Source organism: Herbiconiux sp. FW305-C-125 (genome assembly GCF_058783455.1).
In genome coordinates this window covers 1,288,507-1,306,758 of sequence record NZ_JBYSYO010000001.1, presented here as the reverse complement: position 1 = coordinate 1,306,758, position 18,252 = coordinate 1,288,507, and the positions used below count along the sequence as shown (strand labels likewise).

Here is an 18,252-nt window from a genome sequence, read left to right as displayed (position 1 = left end):
ACTCGGGTGAGGCGACGCTACCGCGCGTCGAACTCGATCATGGCTTTCATTCCGGTGCCCGATCCCGCGTACTCGAGGGCCTCCGCGATCTCGTCGAGCACGAAGCTGCGGGTCACCAGCGGCTCGAGGTCGATCCGCCCGTCGCCGGCGAAGCCGAGCGCGGTGAGGTAGTCGGAGTTGCTCGAGCCGGTGGTTCCGGTGAGGGTGAGCGCACGGTAGTGCAGCCGGTTGGTGTCGATGGGCACCTGCTGCGCCCGGCCGAGGCCGGCGAAGAAGTTCACCCGGCCGTGCGTGGCCAGGAGCTCCACCGCCTCCGACTGCACCTCGGGCTTCGAGACGCAGGTGATCGCGACGTCGACGCCGCGGCCGGCCGTCTCCTCGGCCACGACGGCCGCGAGGTCGCGCTCGCCAAGGTTTACCAGCACGTCCGCGCCCACCGTCCCGGCGAAGTCGAGCCGGGGCTGCCGGGTGTTCGACACGATCACCTTCGCCGCGCCGGAGAGCTTGGCGAGCATGACGTGGCAGGCCCCGATGGGGCCCGCGCCCATGACCAGCACGGTGGCCTCCGGCCCGACATCCAGGCGCCGGATGGCCGACCAGCAGCAGGAGAGCGGCTCGACCAGGGCTGCGGCGCGGTAGCTGAGGGAGCCGGGCAGCGGGAAGACGTTGCCGCGGGCGATGGCGAAGGCGGGAATCAGCACGTACTCGGCGAAGCCGCCGTCGAGCGTGATGCCGAAGGCCTCGTAGTCGGGGCACATGTTGTTCTCGCCGAGCCGGCAGAACTCGCAGTGGCCGCAGCCGATGTTCGGCGTGACGCTCACGCGGTCGCCCACCCGGAACTGCGTCACCTCGGCGCCGACCTCGACGATCTCGCCCGCGAACTCGTGGCCGAGCACCCGCGGGGTGCCGGCCGGCAGCTTGAAGTGCCCGTTCGCGGCGATGCGCCGATCGGTGCCGCAGATAGAGGCGGCGCGCACCGCCACGACGAGGTCGCCCGGCCCCGCGGTGGGGGTGGGGATCTCGTCGAGCGTCACGACGCCCTGCTCGTGGAAGCGTGCCGCCCTCACGGTTCGCGCACCTCGTCCCGCGCCTCGTCGGCCACCTGGAAGAGCACCTTGTTGTACCAGATCTCGCGGTTCAGCAGCTGCGCGAAGGTCTCCGGTGCCGCAGCCAGCGGGCGCACGTGGCTGATCAGCTCGTCGACGTGCAGGTCGCGGCCGATGTGCGCGATCACCATGTCCCACTCGCTGCGGCCGACCGGCGTCACCTTCGCGTTCCAGGTGCCGTAGAGGCGCAACTCGCGGCGCAGGATGGAGGAGACCGTCTTCTGCGTGAGGGTCAGGTCGCCGCTGAGGTCGCCGAGCAGCACCACCTGGCCGAGGGTGGCGGCCGCCTCGATGCACTGCACCAGGGCGCCGGGGAACCCGGTGGCCTCCACGGCGATGTCGGGCCCGCGGCCGTCGGTGAGGTCGCGGGCCAGGGCGACGGTGTCGCCGGCGGCGGCGTCGATGGTCTCGAAGCCGAGGCCGGCCATGACGGCGCGCTTCCGCGCATCCGTGTCGGCCACCAGCACCCGCGAGCAGCCCAGGATGCGCAGCCACTGCGCCGCGAGGGCGCCGATCGGCCCCGCGCCGATGACGAGGGCGGTGGTGTGCGCCTCGATGGTGGGCTTCAGCATGGCGTGCAGCGCCACGCCGGCCGGTTCGACCATGGCGGCGTGCGTCAGCGGCAACTCGGCGGGCACCCGGAAGAGGTTGGCCTCCGGCACCCAGAGCAGCTCCTCCATCGCCCCGTCGCGGCGGGAGCCGAAGTAGTCGTAGCCCTGACCGAGTGCGTACTCGCCGACCTTCGACATGGGGTCGTCGTCGCGGTGCAGCAGCGGGAACACCGCGACCCGGTCGCCGGGCGCGAACGGCCCGTCGGCATCCGGAACCCGCTCCACCACTCCCGAGAACTCGTGACCCAGCACGAGCGGGTAGTGGTAGGCCTTGCCGCGGCCGTAGCGCAGCACGTCCGAACCGCACACGCCCACCGCGCCGATGCGCACGAGCACCGGGCGCTCGCCCACCCGCTCGGGCTCGGGCACCTCTTTGTAGACGAGGGTGTCAGGACCCTCGAGCACGACGGCTTTCACCGGCTCAGACCTCCATGCCGTAGCGGTGGGCCTTGTGGGTGGGGTACATGGCGATGGACGGGATGGTGACGTCGGGCGTGCGGGTGGCCACGAACAGGGTGATGTCGGCCACGTTGTCCACGTCGATGCAGCTGGCGTGGATGCCCTCCTCGATCTCCTTCTTGTCGAGCCAGCCGTCGACGTAGGCCGGCACGTCGCCGTCGTAGAGTCCCTTGTCGATGATCTCGGTCATCGGGGTCTTCACGTGCGAGGGGTTGATGACGGTGACGCCGATCTTCTTGTCCTTGCCCTCGAGCAGGATGTTCTTGCTGAAGCCCATCAGGCCGTGCTTCGACGCGCGGTAGGGGCTGTGCCCGGGGCCGGACGCGAGGCGTGCGGAGGAGGAGCCCATGTTGATGATGCGGCCGCCGGTCTCCTGCTGCTCCATGATGCGGAACGCCTCGCGGCAGGTGAGGAACACGGCCGTGAGGTTCGGCTCCATGGTCTTGTTCCACTCCTCCAGCGTGACCTCGGTCACCGGGGGAGCGAGCGAGTCGCGGCCGGCGCTGTTGACGATGAGGTCGACGCTGCCCCAGCGGTCGCGGGTGTCGGCGAAGAGGTCGATCACGGCCTGCTCGCTGGTGACGTCGATCACGACGGGCTCGACCACGGCTGCCGCGTCCCCTGCGCCGTGCGAGCGGATGCTCTCGGTCACCCAGGCGAGCCGGTCGGCGTCGAAGTCGACGAGGGCGACCTTGGCGCGGTTCGCGGCGAAGATGCGGGCCACGGCCTCGCCGATGCCCGAGGCGGCGCCGGTGACGATGGCGACTTTGCCCTCGAGCGCGGTGCCCGCGGTGGGGAGGTACGTTTCGGTGTAGGTCATTGCAATTCCTTAGCGTTGTGAGTGGTCGGAGTTGTGAGTGGTCGCGGGGAGTCGGGTGCCGGCGGCGGCCCGGGCCCGGTCGGCGATCTCGTCGAAGCGGCCCGCGGCGATGTCGTCGCGCGGGGCGATCCAGGTGCCGCCGCAGGCGGCGACGGCGGGCACGGCCAGCCAGTCCGCCAGGGTGTCGGGGCGGATGCCCCCGGTCGGCATGAAGGAGACGTCCCGGTAGGGCCCGCCGAGCGCGGAGACCATCGGGATGCCTCCGCTCGCGGTGGCGGGGAAGAACTTCAGCAGGGTGAAGCCGGCTTCGCGCGCCCGTTCGATCTCGCTCGGCGTGACCGCGCCGGGCACGATGCCGACACCGGCGTCGCGGGCTTCGGCGACGACCGCGGGGTTGTACCCCGGGGAGACGAGGAAGTGGGCGCCGGCCGCGGTGGCGGAGCGGGCGGTGGACGGGTCGAGCACTGTGCCCGCGCCGACGATCAGCTCGGGCACCTCGGCGCGGAGGCGCCGGATCGACTCCTCGGCGGCATCCGTCCGGTACGTGACCTCGACGATCGGCAGGCCCGCGGCCACCAGCGCCCGGCCGAGGCCGATCGCGGTCGCGGCGTCGACGATCTCGACGACGGGCACGACGCCGTGGCGGCGCAGCACGGCTTCGAGCGACTCAGACATGCCGGGCTCCTTCGACGAGGGGCTGGTGGCCGGCCGCGTGCGTCGCGTCGCGTCGGGCGACGCGATAGGTCAGCCCGAGGCTCGGCAGTGTCCAGTCGAGGTCGGTGGCCTCGCGGGCGAACCGCTCCCGGGCATCCGCCGGGTCGACCGTGTTGAAGTCGAAGAGGCCGAAGTGGTGCCCGAGGAGAGCCGGGATGCCGGCCTCGCGGGTGAGCGAGATCGCTTCGCTCACCGAGAAGTTGCCGGGCACCCCGTTCGACGTGCGGTGGGCGTCGCGGCCGTTGACCGGCAGCAGCGCCAGGTCGACCCGGGCGGCGCGCAAGCGGTCGGCGAGACCCGGGTACGGCACGCAGTCGCCCGAGTGGTAGAGGCGCACGCCGCCCATCTGCACGACGTAGCCGAGGCACAGGTGGTCGCCCGCGGCATCCGTCTCGAGGGTCTCGTGCGCGGCCGGCAGGGCCTCGACGGTGACGCCGTCGAGGGGCGACGTCGTCTCGCCGTCGGCCAGGCCGATCAGCGACGCCGCCGGGATGCCCCGCTCGAGCGCCACGTCACGGCGTGCCCGGGGCGCCACGAAGACGGGCCGGTTCTGCTGCAGCAGACCGCGCACGGTCCACGGGTCGAGGTGGTCGGTGTGGGCGTGCGTGTGCAGCACCGCCCCGATGCCGACGAGCCGTTCGGGTTCGACCGGGGCCGGGTGCATCCGCTCGTGCGGAAAGAGGGTGCCGCGGTACTTCGCCGCGAGGCTGTTGCTGAGGTACGGGTCGATCAGGATGCGCTGCCCGCCCGCTTCGAGGGCGAACCCGGCCTGGCCGAGCCACCAGAGCCGCAGGCCCGGGTGCTCGCCGGCCGGCCGCGTCAGCGAGTTGACGGAGGCGCCGTAGTGGTCGGGTGTCACGAGGCTCATCGGGCGGCACTCTCGAGCAGCCGTGCCGGCGGGCGATCGGCGTCGTGACCCTCGTCGGGGGTGAGGGCGCCGGTCATGAGCGACACCGCATCCGTCATCCGCACGTCGCTCGTCTGCACGCAGGCGATGCGACGGCCGAGCCGTTGCACGTGGATGCGGTCGGCCACCTCGAACACGTGCGGCATGTCGTGCGAGATGAGGATGACCGGGATGCCGCGGTCGCGGATCTCCTTGATCAGCTCGAGCACGCGCGCCGACTCCTTGACGCCGAGCGCGGCGGTCGGCTCGTCCATGATGATGACGCGGCTGCCGAAGGCGGCGGCGCGGGCCACGGCGACGCCCTGGCGTTGACCGCCCGAGAGCGTCTCCACCGACTGGCCGAGGTTCTGGATGGTGAGGAGGCCGAGGTCGCCGAGGATCTCGGCGGTGCGGGCGCGCATGGTCTTGCGGTCGAGCATCCGGAGTCCCCAGCCGAGGAAGCCGGGCTTGCGGAGCTCCCGGCCGAGGAAGACGTTCGCGGCGATGTCGCGGCCCGGAGCGATGGCCAGGTGCTGGTAGACGGTCTCGATGCCGGCGTCGCGGGCGTCGAGCGGGCTCTTCAGCCGTCGCACCTCGCCGTCGATCGCGATGTGACCCTCGTCGGGCACGACGGCACCGGAGAGGCACTTGATGAGCGTCGACTTGCCGGCGCCGTTGTCGCCGACCACCGCCAGCACCTCGCCCGGGTAGAGGGTGAGGTCGGCACCGGCCAGGGCGGTGACGTGGCCGTAGCGCTTGATCAGGCCGCGGGCCTCGAGGGCCGGGGCGAGAGCGGGGGAGGCGGGGGTGCTGGTCATCGGGATCTCCTTGTTCGCGGTGGGCGCGGTCATCCGGCCACCCGCCTCGTCCACTGGTCGACGCCGACGGCGACGATCACCAGCACGCCGGTGGTGAAGACCTGCCAGAGCACGTCGACGCCGGCGAGCGTGAGCCCGTTCGAGAACACGCCCACGATGAGGGCGCCGAGCAGGGTGCCGAGCACGTTGCCGCGCCCGCCGAACAGGCTGGTGCCCCCAATGACGACCGCGGTGATGCTGGCGAGGTTGATGTCGGCGCCCGAGAACGGGCTCACCGAGCCGACCCGGCCGATCAGCAGCCAGCCGCCGATCGCGCAGATGACACCGGCCGCGATGTAGACGCCCATCAGCACCCGGTCGGTGTGGATGCCGCTCAGGCGCGCGCCCTCCCGGTTGTCGCCGACCGCGTAGACGTGCTCGCCGAAGGAGGTGCGCTTCAGGATGTAGGCCGCCGCGAGGAACGCGGCGATGACGAGCACCGAGCCGAAGGTGACCGGGGTGCCGAACAGGCTGAAGGTCTCGCCGGGCCAGAGCAGCAGCGCCGGCACGTCGGCGGCGCGGATGGTCTGGCTGCCGGAGATCTGCAGGTTGAGGGCGGTGAAGATGCTGAGCGTGCCGAGCGTGGCGATGAACGGCGGGATGCGGAACCGGGTGACGAGCAGCCCGTTCAGGGCCCCGCAGGCCGCGCCCACCAGGAGCGCGAGGAGGAGCGCCAGGAGCGGCGGCACGCCGAGCGAGAACGCCGCCGTGCCGGCCACCACCGAGGTGAAGACCATGATGGCCGCGACCGAGAGGTCGATGCCACCGGTGAGGATGATCAGCGTCTGCGCGATGCCGATGATGCCGATGATCTGCACCTGCTGCAGCAGCAGCGACAGGTTGCGTGGGCCGAAGAACTTCGGGCCCACCCAGATCGAGAAGCCGATGCAGGCGAGCACGAGCACCACGAATGGGCCGATCAGGGCGTGGGAGTGCATCAGGCGCTGGAGCCGCTGCACCGGCGAGAGGGTGGTCTCGTCGGGCAGCCGCTCACCGACCCGGCGCTCGGCCGAGGGGGCGGGGGCGAGCTTCGTCATCTCAGCCCCAGCAGTTCTCGAGGCCCCACGCGCTGTCCTGCGAGTCGACGCCGTCGACGGGGGTGTCGGTGATGAGCTGCACACCGGTGTCGGTGTAGTCCAGGCCCGGGCTGCTCGACGGCTTCGTGCCGTCGTCGAGGAACGCCTTCAGCGCTTCGAGGGCATCCTGCGCCATCTTCAGCGGGAACTGCATCGAGGTGGCCTGGATGACGCCGTCGGCCACGTTCTGCACGCCGGCGCAGCCGCCGTCGATCGAGACGATCGTCATCTGGTCGGTGAGCCCGGCTGCCTTGATGGACTCGTAGGCGCCGGCCGCGGCGGGCTCGTTGATCGTGTAGACGAGGTTGATCGACGGGTCGACCTGGATCAGCTTCTCCATCGCCGTGCGGCCGCCCTCTTCGTTGGCGTTCGTGACCTCGTTGCCGATGATGCGCGGGTCGGTCTCGTCGCCGATCTTGCCCGGGTCGCCGAGGTCGATGCCGAAGCCGTCGAGGAAGCCCTGGTCGCGCTGCACGTCGACCGCGGGCTGCGAGGGTGCGAGGTCGAGCATCGCGATCTTCGCCTCCTTGTTCGCGGCGGCGAAGTCGGCCTTGGCCCACTCGCCGATCAGCTGGCCGGCGCTGTAGTTGTCGGTGGCGAAGGTCGCATCCGCGGCGCTGGTCGGGTCGGTGGGGGAGTCGAGCACGGCCACCCAGACGCCGGCGTCGCGGGCCTTCTTGATGGCGGGCAGGATGCCCTCGGAGTCGGCCGGGGTGATGAGGATGCCGACGGCGCCGGAGGCCACGAGGTTCTCGATGGCGGCGACCTGCGCGTCGTTGTCGCTCTGGTCTTTGCCCGAGAGCGACTGCAGCTCGAAGCCGAGCTCGTCGGCGGTTTGCTGGGCGCCCTTCTTCATGCTCACGTAGTAGGGGTCTTCGGTCTTCGTGATGAGACCGACGAGCGGCTTGTCGCCGCTTCCGCCGCCGTCGGCGGCGCCGGCGTCGCTGCAGCCGGCGAGGCCCGCGAGCAGCAGACCGGCGGATGCGAGGGCGACGAGGGTGGTGGAACGGCGTCCACGGCGGGTGTTCGGGAAGTTCTTCATTGACTGCCTCTCCGATGAGGGCGGCGACGATGCCGGCTTCGTAAGTGGGGCCCGTATTTCCGGGTAGGTCACCGACGATAGCAGAAAATTCCCGCTTAAGCACGAACTAACGAAGGAATTTCCACATGAGCTGCGCCGACCCCGTCTGCCACTTCAAGGAGGGCGGTAGGAGCGCGGTATAAAGGGAGGCGACGAAGCCGACGACACGGGGGAACGCACACATGGTCAGCGCTGAACAGGTCACCGATCCGATCGTGTTCCACGGCGAGGGCGCGGTGTGGTCGGAGGCGTGGGGCGGCTTGAAGTGGGTCGACATGCTGCGCGGCGACGTGCTCTCGCTCCTGGCCGACGGAACCGTCGATCGGCTCGAGACCGGCTCCTCCGTGGCGGCCATGGTGCGGCCCCGGGTGGCGGGTGGCTTCGTGGTCGTGACCGAGCGGGAATTCACGCTGTGGGATGCGGAGGGGCGCCGTGAGTGGGCGAGCGATCCGCTCTGGGAGGCGGGCGCGGGCATGCGCTTCAACGAAGGCGGCTGCGACCCCGACGGGCGGCTGATGTGCGGGTCGATGTCCTACGCGGTCGTACCCGGGGCCGGCACGATGTGGCGGCTCGGCGCCGACCGGTCGGTCGAGCCGGTGTTCGGCGACCTCACCATCTCGAACGGGCTCGGCTTCAGCGCCGACCGCTCGCGCATGTTCTACGTCGACACGCCCACCCGCCGCATCGACGTGTTCGACTACGCCGACGGGGAGCTGCGCGAGCGCCGGCCGTTCGTGCACATCGCCGAGGGGGTGGGCGACCCGGACGGTCTGTGGGTCGACGCGGAGGACGGCGTCTGGGTGGCGCTCTTCGGCGGTGCCGCCGTGCACCACTACGACTCGAGCGGGGAGCTGGCCGACGTGGTCGAGCTGCCGGTGACGAACATCACCTCGTGCTGTTTCGGCGGCGCCGACCTCTCGACGCTCTACATCACCACCTCACGAGAGGGAATCGCCGACGATGCCGAGCCGCTCGCCGGCGCGCTCTTCGCGGCGCCCGCCGGCGGGCGGGGCAGCGCCGTGCTGCCGTTCGCGGGCTGACGGCACCGGGCATACTGGGCGCATGGCGAAGACGGCGTCCCGCGAGCTGCTGCGGCAGCGGCTCGCCACCCAATGGGTGACGCCCCCGCCGCGCCCCGGCGACGGAGGCGCCCCCACCGCCGAACGCAGCATCTCCGGCGTGGCGCGGCACCTCCTCGCCACCCAGGCGCAGGATTTCGGGCAGGGCGTCTGGGCGCTCGCCCTGCGGTCGCCCGGAGCGACCCGCGCCGACGTGGCGGCCGCCCTCGACCGGGGCGAGGTGGTGCGGTCGTGGCCGATGCGCGGCACCCTGCACTTCAGCACGCCCGACGACCTGCGCTGGATGCTCGCCCTCACCGCCGCCAAGACCGTCAGCGGGGTCGCCGCCCGCCAGCGCCAGCTCGAGCTCGACGACGACGTCTTCGCCCGGGCGACCCGCATCGCCGAGGGGGAGCTGCAAGGCGGCGGTTCGTTCTCGCGCGACGAGTTCTTCGCTCTGCTCGAGGCCGACGGCATCACCACCTCCGGTCAGCGCGGGGTGCACATCATCTGGCGTCTCGCGCACGACGGCCTTATCTGCTGGGGCCCCACCCGCGGCACGCAGCAGGCGCTCGTACTCCTCGACGAGTGGGCGCCGCCGACCCGCGATCCGCAGCCCGACCGCGACGACGCCCTCGCCGAGTTCGTGCTGCGCTACTTCGCCGGGCACGGCCCCGCCACACTGAAGGACTTCTGCTGGTGGTCGAAGACCACGGTGACGGATGCGCGTCGCGGCCTCGACCGTGTGCGCGACCGCCTCATCGAACTCGAGCTCGACGGCGCGAGCTACTGGATGCGCGACCCGGCCGATGAGACCGGGCCGGCCCCCGCGGCCGCGCCCCGCGCATCCGGTGTGCACGCCCTCCCCGGCTTCGACGAGTACCTCCTCGGCTACCAGGACCGCTCGCACGCCCTTCCCGCGGCGTTCGCCGACCGGATCGTGCCGGGGAACAACGGCATGTTCCTGCCGATGATCGTCTCGCGCGGCGAGATCGTGGGCACCTGGCGGCGCGCGGTATCGGCCCGCCGGGTGGTGGTGACCGCCGAACCGTTCACCACGTTGACGGCCGCCGAACAGAGCGGGTTCGCGCGCGAGGCCGAGCGGTACGGTCGCTTCCTCGGCCTGCCGGCGAGCGTAACGGCACCGGCATGACCCTCGCCACGACCATCCTGCGCCCGGGCGGCGCCGTCGCCGAGATCGCCGTCGACCCCGTCGTGCCGGGCTCCTTCGTGCTCAGCATCGGCGGGGTGGCCCAGTCGCACGTGTCGCTCGGTGACCCGGGCACCCTGTTCTACGACTACGTGCGGCGCATCGGGAACGCGATCGACCGCATCCGTCTGCCGGGTGCCCCCGTCACGGCGGTGCACCTCGGCGCCGGCGCGCTCACGCTGCCGAGATACCTGCAGGTGACGCGGCCCGAATCGGAGCAGCACGTGGTCGAGCTCGAGGAGAACCTCGTCGACTTCGTCGTGAGCACCCTGCCGTTGCCCGCCGGCACCGATCTGCGCGTGCATCCGGGAGACGCGGCCGAGCGTCTGGCCGACCTCGTGCCGTTCCTCGGCGGGCAGGCCGATCTCGTCGTCGCCGATCTCTACCAGGGCATCAGAACCCCGCCGCATCTGCGCACGACGGCGTTCTACCGGCGAGCCGCCGAGCTGCTCGTGCCCGGCGGGGTGCTGGCGGTGAACGTCGCCGACGACGAGGGGTTGCCCGCCCTGCGTGGGCACCTGGCCGCGCTCGCGCCCGTGCTGCCCCACCTGCTCGTGCTCGGCCCCGACTCGGTGCTGCGGGATGCCGGCACCGGCAACGCCGTCGTGCTCGCCTCGCGTGCGCCCGCGGTGCTCGGCTGGGCGGATGCGCTGCGTCTGGCCGGACCGCATCCGGGCACCGTCCTCTCCACTGCCGACGGGTCGCTCGGCCGGCTGCTCGAAAGACTGCCCGGTGTCGGTGGGGGCGACTAGCGTGGAGGGCATCCGGGGAAGGAGCGCAGCATGTGCGGCCGATTCAGCATGAGCGCCGAGACCGATGAGTTGATCACCGAGTTCGTGGCGCGGGGCGGCAGGCTCGAAGACTGGCGCCCGTCGTACAACGTGGCGCCCACGGAGGTGGTGCCGATCGTGCGCGAACGCCTGATCGACGGCGAACTCGTTCGTGAGATCGATTCGGCGTCGTGGGGGCTGAAGCCCGCCTGGGCGAAGCAGGGCGGCCCTGCGCCGATCAACGCGCGGCTCGAGGGCGTGGCCACGAACGGTTTGTTCCGCAACGCGTTCGCCCAGCGGCGGTGCATCGTGCCGATGAACGGGTACTACGAGTGGGTGGCGACGGCGCAGGGCAAGCAGCCCTACTACATCCATGCGCCCGAGAGCATCCTCGCCGCCGCCGGGCTCTACGAATTGAAGAAGGAGGCCGACGGCTGGGCGCTGTCGTTCACCATCATCACCCGGGAGGCGGCCGATGCGTCGGGCGAGGTGCACGATCGCATGCCGGTCTTCCTCACCCCCGACACGTGGGACGAGTGGACCGAGCCGCTGAAGGTCGAGGAGCCCACCCAGAAGGAGGCACTGGTGGCGATGCTCGACCGGTCGTCGTTGGCGGTGGCGCGCACGATCACGACGTACCCGGTGTCGAAGCGCGTGAACAACGTGCGCGACACCTCCGTGGCGAAGGACGACCCGACGCTGATCGAGCCCATCGAGCTCTGACGCGCCACGGGCCCGCGCCGCGTGCCGGGCGCGCTCAGGTGCGCACGAGGGCGATCGCCTGGGCGCGGTCGCGCACGGCGAGCTTGGCGAACAGCGCGTTGATGTGCGTCTTCACGGTCGCCACGCTCACGAACATCCGCGCCGCGATCTCGCCGTTCGAGAGGCCGTCGCCCACGAGCGCGAGCACCTCGGCTTCGCGCTGGGTGAGGAGGGGGAAGCGGATGCGCAGCGCCGCCGGTGTGGGAACGCCGGGCCGGCCGTCTGCGGCAGCGGTCCGGGCTGCGGTCGGGGCGCCGATCATGCTGTCGATGAGCAGGGCGCCGACCTCGGGCGCGAACGTCGCCTGCCCGCGGGCGACGGAGCGGATGGCGGTGGCGACCTCCGTACGACCGGCGTCCTTCGTGAGGTAGCCGCGGGCGCCGGCGCGCAGGGCGCCGACGATGGAGGCGTCGTCGGCATAGGTGGTGAGCACGAGCACGGCGGTGGCCGGGTGGGCGGCGACGATGGCGGCGGTGGCGGCGGTGCCGTCGAGCACGGGCATCCGCAAGTCCATCAGCACGACGTCGGGGTGCGCTTCGGCGGCGAGTCGCACGGCTTCGGCGCCGTCGGCGGCCTGGCCCACCACCGTCACGTCGTCGAGCAGGGAGAGCACGGTGACGAGTCCGTCGCGCACGATCGCCTGGTCGTCGCACACCAGCACCCGGATGCGCGAGGCCGCCGCGCCATCGCCCGGCACGGGCGGGTTCGCCGGCTCCGCCACGGAGCGGCCGCCTGCCTCGGTGTGGTCGCCCGCCAAGGAGAAATCGCCCGCCGGGTGATCGCCTGCGTCGACGTGGTCGCCCGCCACGGAGTGATCGGCGTCGACGCGGTCGCGGGGCTCGGCGGGATCGTGCGGCTCGGTGTCAGGCGTCATCGCGGCGCTCCCTGCTCGGCGCCGGGTGCCGGAGCGCCCGCGGTGTCGTCGGCCACGGGCTCGAGCGGGAGGTGGACGCTCACGACGAACTTCCCGTCACGCTCCTGGGCGTCGATGGTCGCCTGTGGGAAGACGGCGAGGCGTTCGCGCATCCCTTCGAGTCCGTGCCCGCCGCCCGGCACCGGGTCCTGCCGGTCGGATGACGCCATGCCCGGGCCTGCCACCGGATTCTCCACTCGCAGCTCGACCGCACCGGCCGGGGACCAGCTCAGTGTCGCCCGCACCGGCTGGCCGGGCGCGTGCTTGCGAGCGTTGGTGAGCGACTCCTGGGCGGCGCGCCGGAGGGCCTCGCCGGCGGTCGCCGGAAGGGCATCCGGTGCTCGGCCGTCCACCGCGAACTCGATGGTGCCGTCGAGTGTCCGATGCGCCTGCGCCAGTGCCGCCACCTCCGCTTCGAGCTCGCGACCCGCGACGGTCGGGGCCGCGCCCGTGGTGGCGGCGCCGGGCGGGGCCGGGACGTCGCGGAGGGCGTCGACGGCGCGGCGCGCCTCGGCGAGGCCCGAGACCGCGAGGGCGCGGGCGTCGTGCACGCGCGTCGCCGCATCCGTCGTGCGGCCCGCCTCGAGCAAGGCCTCGACCGCGTCGAGCTGGATGACGAGCCCGCCAAGGCTGTGTGCGAGCACGTCGTGGATGTCGCGTGCCACCTGCTGCCGCGAGGCCAGCACGGTCGCGCGGGCGAGTTCCTCGCGCGCCGCCACCCGCTCCTCCAGCAGCAGCCGCGACTGCCGCTCGGCAGCCCGGAACTGCCGCCGGCTGAGGCCGGCGAGCACGGCCACGACGATCCCGGCCCCGATCGACACCACGCCGAGCAGTGGCACCGAGGTCGCCAGCGCCGACACCGGAACGATCGCGCCCGCGACCACGGCGAGCGCGAGCCCCAGCCAGATCGGCCGTGCCAGGTCGCCCACCGTCTGCGCCACCCCGATGGCCACCACGACCACCAGCACGCCGTTGCTCGGCAGCATCACCGGCGCCCCCGCCAGCACCATCACGGCCTGCAGAACGCCGATCACTCGAGCATCGCGCCGCGGCACCAGTGCGGTGGCCGCCCAGCAGGCCAGCGCGAGCCAGAGCAGCACGATCTGCCACCACACCAGCTCCGGCATGCCGTCCCGCGTCGCGAAGAACGCCACGACCGCCACGGCCAGCAGGTTGAGCGCGCGACTCAGCCAGGAGCGGCGCGGGTCGGGCGGCGGGATCACGTCTCCATCATCGCGCTCGCCGCGCGTCGGGCGCACGCGCCGGGCGAGCCGGGGCACGCCCGACGCGGCCGGTGTCACGCGACGGCCGTGCGCATCCGTTCGATGCGCGACAGGAACACCACGGTGCGTGCGGCGCGGTTCGCGGCCACGACGATGAGGATGGCACCGACCGTCGTCGCCAGCTGCGACCCGGCGGCGCCGGCCCAGACGTCCATGCCGATGCGCACCGCGATGAAGACGAGCCACAGCGCGATGCCCCACCAGCCCGTGCGGCTCTCGACCACCGGCGCCGCGCCGTCACGACCGCGTCGCTTCACCGACCACGCCGCCAGCGCCGGTTCGGTCACCGGACGGAACAGCGCGATCGCGCCCATCAGCGCACCCACGCCGAGCGCGATCACGATCTCGATCGCGAGCACCGCGAGGTCGAAGGTCGAGATCGCTGCCGTGCCACGCACCGAGGCGACCTGAACGACGCCGATCACCGCGAACAGCCCGGCGGTGCGCCACATGTCCGGCACGACGACGGCGCGCCACTGGGCTTGGCGGTAGCAGATCCAGCCGACCACCGCGATGATCAAGACGGTACGGATGAGGACGTCGTACGACATGCGAGCACTCTCGGAACGGGGGCCGAGCGGATGTGCCGGCCGGGTCACTCCAGACTCGTCGCGTCACGTCGTGAGCGGCACCACCCCAGGGTGGAGAACGCGGTGGCGCCGGGTGGAGATCGGTGCGCGGCGGTCAGTGCGCGGCCACGGTCAGGGCGACGGCGACGCCGAACAGCACGGCGGCGATCACACCGGTCAGGGCGCGCACGTGGTTGCCGCGCGTCCATTCGGTGAGGTAGCCGCGCCACGCGGGGACCGCATCCGCCGACGCGCTGTCGAGGCGGTCGAGCGCGGTGTTGCGCGGGACGTGGAAGCCCATGGTGAGGCCCACCGCTCCCACGAGGTAGACCGCTTCGCCCGCGACGGCCCACCACAGGGCGTTGCCGCCGTGCGTGACGGCGAGCAGGATGCAGGCCGCGAGTCCGGCCAGCAGGGTGCCGAAGAGGCTGATCATGAGCGGCGGGCGCACCGCCGCCCGGTTGATGGCCTGCATCACGGCGATCGCCGCCGCCGGCGCGGAGTCGCCGAGAGCGCGCATCACGAATCCGGAGAAGGCGAAGAACACCCCGCCCACGACCGCCGCGCCGAGCGCACTCGCCCCGGTGACGACGGTGACGAGCGCGACGGCGGCGGTGGGTTCGCTCATCCAGCCATTGTGGCCCCTTCGGCCCGGTCAGCGGCGGAAGGCCGCCGCGATACCGACAGCGACCAGCGCCACTCCGGCGGCGATGACGCCGATGAAGGCCCAGAGGTAGCGGTCGGCGTCGATTCCGGGGCCGAATTGCGCCAGGGCCACGAAACCGCAGAGACCGAGCAGCAGGATGCCCCACACCATGGTGCCGAACTGCGGCGACCGCTTCCGCGCCGCTGCCGCGGGGGCCGTGGCAGCGGCCGGTGGGAACGGGGGCGTCGGGGACGACGGGGTGGTGGCCTCAGGGGAGGGGGTGCTGGGGTCGGACATGGGTTACCTCTCGGAAGCGGGGACGAAGGAGACGGAGCCGGCGAGCAGCCAGACGCGGATGACCGGGGCGCTCGCCGAGGCGGTGTCGCCGCCCCGCGGGGTGCCGGTGGGGGGACCGGTGCGGGTGAACATCCGGTCGTCGTCGATCCACACGCCGCTGCGTTCGGTGCCGAGCGACGAGGTGACCGAGCCTGCGAACACGTGCGATTCGACGCGCACCGAGGCGTTCGCCGGCAGCAGCACCTGCGTCTGCCCGGCCATCAGCCACACGTCGACGCTGCCGTCGGGGGAGGCGGCGGTGAGCGCCTCGGCATCGACCACCGACTTGCCGGCCAGCAGCAGGTAGCTGTCGGGGCCGCGGCTGAGCGACTGACTCGCGTCGATGTTCTGGGTGCCGAACGGCTGCACCACGGTGCCCGCGGGCAGCACACCGGTGAACACGACGACAGCGGCGAGGAGCACGGCGAAGGGCCCGAGTCCGCCACTGCGGCGCCCCCGGATGCCCGCCACCACGATTCCAACCGCGATCACCGCGAGGGCGGCGAGGGAGATGACGAGCACGAGCTTGCCGTCGGGCACGACCGCGCCGTAGCCGATGCCGACGACGGCGGCCGCGACGAGGGCGATGCCGAGCACGACCGAGGAGAACGCCGCGCCGGCGCCCTGTGCCTGCGGGTGCGCCGCCTTCCAGGCGTCCGCCCGTGCGCGCGCCTCCTCCTTGGCACGTTCGTGGCGCTCGCGGTGCCACTCGGAGCGCTGCCACGCCGTCTGCCCCCACGGATCGGCGGTGCCCGCCGCGGCGGTGGGTGCACCGGGCGCGGATGCGGGACCGGCTGCGAACGAGTCGGTGAAGCCGGCCGTGCCGGGCTCGCGTGCGAACCCGGTCGCGACCGGATCAGCCGCGGCGGAGTCGGCGGTCTCGCCCGTGGTGGGGAGCACCCCGACGGCGTCGGCCTGCACGGTGTCGGACTGCGCGGCGGTGGACTCCGAGGTGACGGAAGGGCCCGAGGGCATGGCGAACGCGGCGGCGGAGCCCGCAGATCGGGCGCTCGGCGCCTCCGACGACGGAGCGGGCGCATCCGTCGCTGTCGGAGCCCACGCCCCATCGGCGAAGGGTGCAGCAGCGCCAGGTCCTGTCGCCCCGGTCGCGCCCCAACCCGGCGCGCCGGCGGTCCCGGCGGCACCTGGACCTGGCGCACCGGGCGCGGGCGGGCGCGGCACGCGTCGGGCGATCGCGACCGTGAGCCAGATGCCCGCCCCGATGAGCGCCAGCACCCACAGGGTGCGCAGGGTGATCTCGAGCCAGTCGGGCATGCCCCAGATGTGCGGCGCACCGTCGAACCAGATGCCGCGCGTGAACGGCAGGAAGGTCAGCACCGCGGCGATGCCGATGAAGATCATCGGGTAGGTGAAGTGCCCGTTCACCGCGCTCTCGGCGTGGATGTGCCCCCGGGCATCCGGCAGCAGCGCCCAGCCCACGGCGTAGGCGAGGAACACGGGGCCGCCGAGGATCGCGATGACGATGGCGATCCCGCGCACGAGCATGGGGTCGAGGCCGGTGCGGGCGGCGATGCCGGAGCAGACGCCGGCGATCCAGGCGTCGTCGCGACGGGTCACGCCGAGACCGCGGAGCCAGCCGAAGAAGGTGGCGCCGACCGGTCGCGGCGGGGCGGGAGGAGCAGGAGGCGGTGTGGACATGTGTCGATTCTGGCGAACGGCCCGCACCGCCCGGTATCGGGGATGACCCTGATTCGACCCCCAGATCGCCCCGGGGGAGTAGGGGTGGCGGCGCCGACCTGCTTGGATGCTGGAATGGAGAACTCCGCCACCATCGTGCGCCCCCGCCTGCGCATCGTGGGTGGCGTGTGCGCCGGGGTCGCCGAGCACCTCGGGGCGCCCGTGACCGTGGTGCGCACGGTCGCGGTGCTGCTCGCCCTCTGCGGTGGTGCGGGCATCCTGCTCTACGCCTGGTTGTGGGCCACGACGCCGGTGGCGCCCGAACCCGCAGAACCACGGATGCGCGCCGGCCTCACCGCGCCCGCGTCCGCCACCGTGGGCGGCCCGGGCTCGGCGGGTGCCGGAGGGCCCCGCGCCGAGCAGCTGCGGCGGGCCCCTGTGACCGAGATCCTGCTCGGACTGGCGTTGATCGCGGCGGGCGGAGCGCTCGTGGCCGGCCGGCTCGGCGTCGAGGTGCCGCTGGCGGTGGTGATCCCGGGCATCGTCGTGCTCGCCGGGGTGGCGCTGGCCTGGCGGCAGTTCGCCGACCTGCGAGCGGGGTCGACCGCAGCCGGGCCCACGCTCGTGGTGCGCTCGCTCGGGGCGCTGGTGCTGGTGGCGACCGGTATCCTGCTGTTCTTCATCACCGGCGACGCGCCGAACATCTGGACGGTCGTGATCGCCGCCGTCACCGTGCTGCTCGGCGTGGGGCTCGTGGCGCTGCCCTGGGTGGTGCGGCTCATCCGCGACCTCGGCGCGGAGCGGGTGGCGCACGAACGGGCGGCGGAGCGCGCCGAGATCGCGGCGCACCTGCACGATTCGGTGCTGCAGACGCTGGCGCTCATCCAGCAGAAGGCGGGGGCGCAGAGCGAGGCGGCGCGGCTCGCCCGGGCGCAGGAGCGCGAGTTGCGCGACTGGCTGTTCGACACGGCGCCGGCGGATGATCGTGACCTCGCCGGGGAGCTGCGGCGTCTGGCCGGGGTGATCGAAGAGGACCACGCGGTGCGCTTCGAGCTCGTGACGGTGGGCCCGTCGGTGCCGGCACCCGACGCGCTGCTCGCCGCCGGCCGCGAGGCGATGCTGAACGCCGCGCGGCACGCGGGCGGCGATGTGTCGATCTTCCTCGAGGTGGGCCGGGAGCGCATCGAGCTGATCGTGACCGACCGCGGACCCGGCATCGACCTCGCCGCGATCCCGGCTGACCGGCTGGGCGTGCGCGAATCGATCGTGGGCCGGTTGAAGCGTGCGGGCGGGACGGCGATCCTCGGGCCGGGGCGCGGCGGAGCGGGCACGTCGGTGCACCTCACGCTGCCGATCGCGGCCGAACCCGCCGCTCCGGCTCCTGCTGCCGCATCCGCTGCCGCGTCACCGTCCGAACCACCGATCGCCGAGCAGCACTGACATGGGAGCACTGACCA

19 protein-coding genes are annotated in these 18,252 nt (G+C 72.6%); 5 read left to right on the top strand and 14 right to left on the bottom strand.

From position 1 onward, the window contains the following. Positions 1-17: 17 nt before the first annotated feature. Genes AC3WLB_RS06700 through AC3WLB_RS06665 form a run of 8 tightly spaced genes read right to left on the bottom strand, consistent with a single transcriptional unit; the run spans position 18 to position 7,571 of the window. The gene (locus AC3WLB_RS06700) at positions 18-1,067 is read right to left on the bottom strand and encodes a zinc-dependent dehydrogenase (RefSeq protein ID WP_492504401.1); all 1,050 of its coding nucleotides are present in this window, start codon (positions 1,065-1,067) and stop codon (positions 18-20) included. Then, positions 1,064-2,134, bottom strand: coding sequence for a galactitol-1-phosphate 5-dehydrogenase (locus AC3WLB_RS06695; RefSeq protein WP_492504399.1), 1,071 nt, complete (start codon positions 2,132-2,134; stop codon positions 1,064-1,066). Before AC3WLB_RS06695 ends, AC3WLB_RS06700 begins: the two co-directional genes overlap by 4 nt. A 4-nt stretch (positions 2,135-2,138) precedes the next feature. Continuing rightward, entirely contained in the window at positions 2,139-2,996 is an 858-nt protein-coding gene (locus tag AC3WLB_RS06690; protein ID WP_492504397.1) for an SDR family oxidoreductase, read from the bottom strand. 9 nt (positions 2,997-3,005) lie between these two features. Next, positions 3,006-3,671: a bifunctional 4-hydroxy-2-oxoglutarate aldolase/2-dehydro-3-deoxy-phosphogluconate aldolase gene (gene eda, locus AC3WLB_RS06685; RefSeq protein WP_492504395.1), complete on the bottom strand. Its 666-nt coding sequence runs from the start codon at positions 3,669-3,671 to the stop codon at positions 3,006-3,008. After that, positions 3,664-4,578: an MBL fold metallo-hydrolase gene (locus tag AC3WLB_RS06680; protein WP_492504393.1), complete on the bottom strand. Its 915-nt coding sequence runs from the start codon at positions 4,576-4,578 to the stop codon at positions 3,664-3,666. Before AC3WLB_RS06680 ends, eda begins: the two co-directional genes overlap by 8 nt. After that, positions 4,575-5,414 carry an ATP-binding cassette domain-containing protein gene (locus AC3WLB_RS06675; RefSeq protein ID WP_492504391.1) on the bottom strand — a complete coding sequence of 280 codons (840 nt, stop codon included), beginning with the start codon at positions 5,412-5,414 and terminating at the stop codon, positions 4,575-4,577. The genes AC3WLB_RS06680 and AC3WLB_RS06675 overlap by 4 nt, the downstream gene beginning before the upstream one ends. A gap of 29 nt (positions 5,415-5,443) precedes the next feature. Next, the gene (locus AC3WLB_RS06670; RefSeq protein ID WP_492504389.1) at positions 5,444-6,490 is read right to left on the bottom strand and encodes an ABC transporter permease; all 1,047 of its coding nucleotides are present in this window, start codon (positions 6,488-6,490) and stop codon (positions 5,444-5,446) included. Position 6,491: 1 nt separating this feature from the next. Beyond that, positions 6,492-7,571, bottom strand: a complete 1,080-nt coding sequence (locus AC3WLB_RS06665) for a substrate-binding domain-containing protein (RefSeq protein ID WP_492504387.1) — start codon at positions 7,569-7,571, stop codon at positions 6,492-6,494. A gap of 221 nt (positions 7,572-7,792) precedes the next feature. On the opposite strand from AC3WLB_RS06665, the gene AC3WLB_RS06660 reads away from it, so the two are divergent. From AC3WLB_RS06660 to AC3WLB_RS06645, 4 genes are read left to right on the top strand one after another with little or no spacing between them, the layout of a single operon-like run. After that, on the top strand, positions 7,793-8,650 hold the full coding sequence (locus AC3WLB_RS06660) for an SMP-30/gluconolactonase/LRE family protein (protein WP_492504385.1): 858 nt from the start codon (positions 7,793-7,795) through the stop codon (positions 8,648-8,650). A gap of 22 nt (positions 8,651-8,672) precedes the next feature. Continuing rightward, entirely contained in the window at positions 8,673-9,821 is a 1,149-nt protein-coding gene (locus AC3WLB_RS06655) for a winged helix DNA-binding domain-containing protein (protein WP_492504383.1), read from the top strand. Further along, on the top strand, positions 9,818-10,630 hold the full coding sequence (locus tag AC3WLB_RS06650; protein WP_492504381.1) for a spermidine synthase: 813 nt from the start codon (positions 9,818-9,820) through the stop codon (positions 10,628-10,630). Before AC3WLB_RS06655 ends, AC3WLB_RS06650 begins: the two co-directional genes overlap by 4 nt. A 30-nt stretch (positions 10,631-10,660) precedes the next feature. Beyond that, positions 10,661-11,371: an SOS response-associated peptidase gene (locus AC3WLB_RS06645; RefSeq protein WP_492504379.1), complete on the top strand. Its 711-nt coding sequence runs from the start codon at positions 10,661-10,663 to the stop codon at positions 11,369-11,371. 34 nt (positions 11,372-11,405) lie between these two features. Here AC3WLB_RS06645 and AC3WLB_RS06640 read toward each other — a convergent pair whose 3' ends face one another. The 6 genes from AC3WLB_RS06640 to AC3WLB_RS06615 all read right to left on the bottom strand — a co-directional run bounded on the left by AC3WLB_RS06640 (position 11,406) and on the right by AC3WLB_RS06615 (position 16,816). Continuing rightward, positions 11,406-12,107, bottom strand: a complete 702-nt coding sequence (locus AC3WLB_RS06640; protein ID WP_492504681.1) for a response regulator transcription factor — start codon at positions 12,105-12,107, stop codon at positions 11,406-11,408. 173 nt (positions 12,108-12,280) lie between these two features. Further along, complete coding sequence (locus AC3WLB_RS06635; RefSeq protein ID WP_492504377.1) at positions 12,281-13,546, bottom strand: sensor histidine kinase; 1,266 nt, start codon at positions 13,544-13,546, stop codon at positions 12,281-12,283. Between the two features lie 74 nt (positions 13,547-13,620). Next, positions 13,621-14,157, bottom strand: a complete 537-nt coding sequence (locus tag AC3WLB_RS06630) for a hypothetical protein (RefSeq protein WP_492504375.1) — start codon at positions 14,155-14,157, stop codon at positions 13,621-13,623. Between the two features lie 133 nt (positions 14,158-14,290). Next, positions 14,291-14,803 carry an anthrone oxygenase family protein gene (locus AC3WLB_RS06625; RefSeq protein ID WP_492504373.1) on the bottom strand — a complete coding sequence of 171 codons (513 nt, stop codon included), beginning with the start codon at positions 14,801-14,803 and terminating at the stop codon, positions 14,291-14,293. Positions 14,804-14,830: 27 nt separating this feature from the next. Continuing rightward, positions 14,831-15,118: a hypothetical protein gene (locus AC3WLB_RS06620; protein WP_492504371.1), complete on the bottom strand. Its 288-nt coding sequence runs from the start codon at positions 15,116-15,118 to the stop codon at positions 14,831-14,833. Between the two features lie 3 nt (positions 15,119-15,121). Further along, a complete protein-coding gene (locus AC3WLB_RS06615) occupies positions 15,122-16,816 on the bottom strand; it encodes a PspC domain-containing protein (RefSeq protein ID WP_492504369.1) in 1,695 nt (564 codons plus the stop codon). Between the two features lie 114 nt (positions 16,817-16,930). On the opposite strand from AC3WLB_RS06615, the gene AC3WLB_RS06610 reads away from it, so the two are divergent. After that, entirely contained in the window at positions 16,931-18,235 is a 1,305-nt protein-coding gene (locus AC3WLB_RS06610; protein ID WP_492504367.1) for an ATP-binding protein, read from the top strand. Positions 18,236-18,252: the final 17 nt, after the last annotated feature.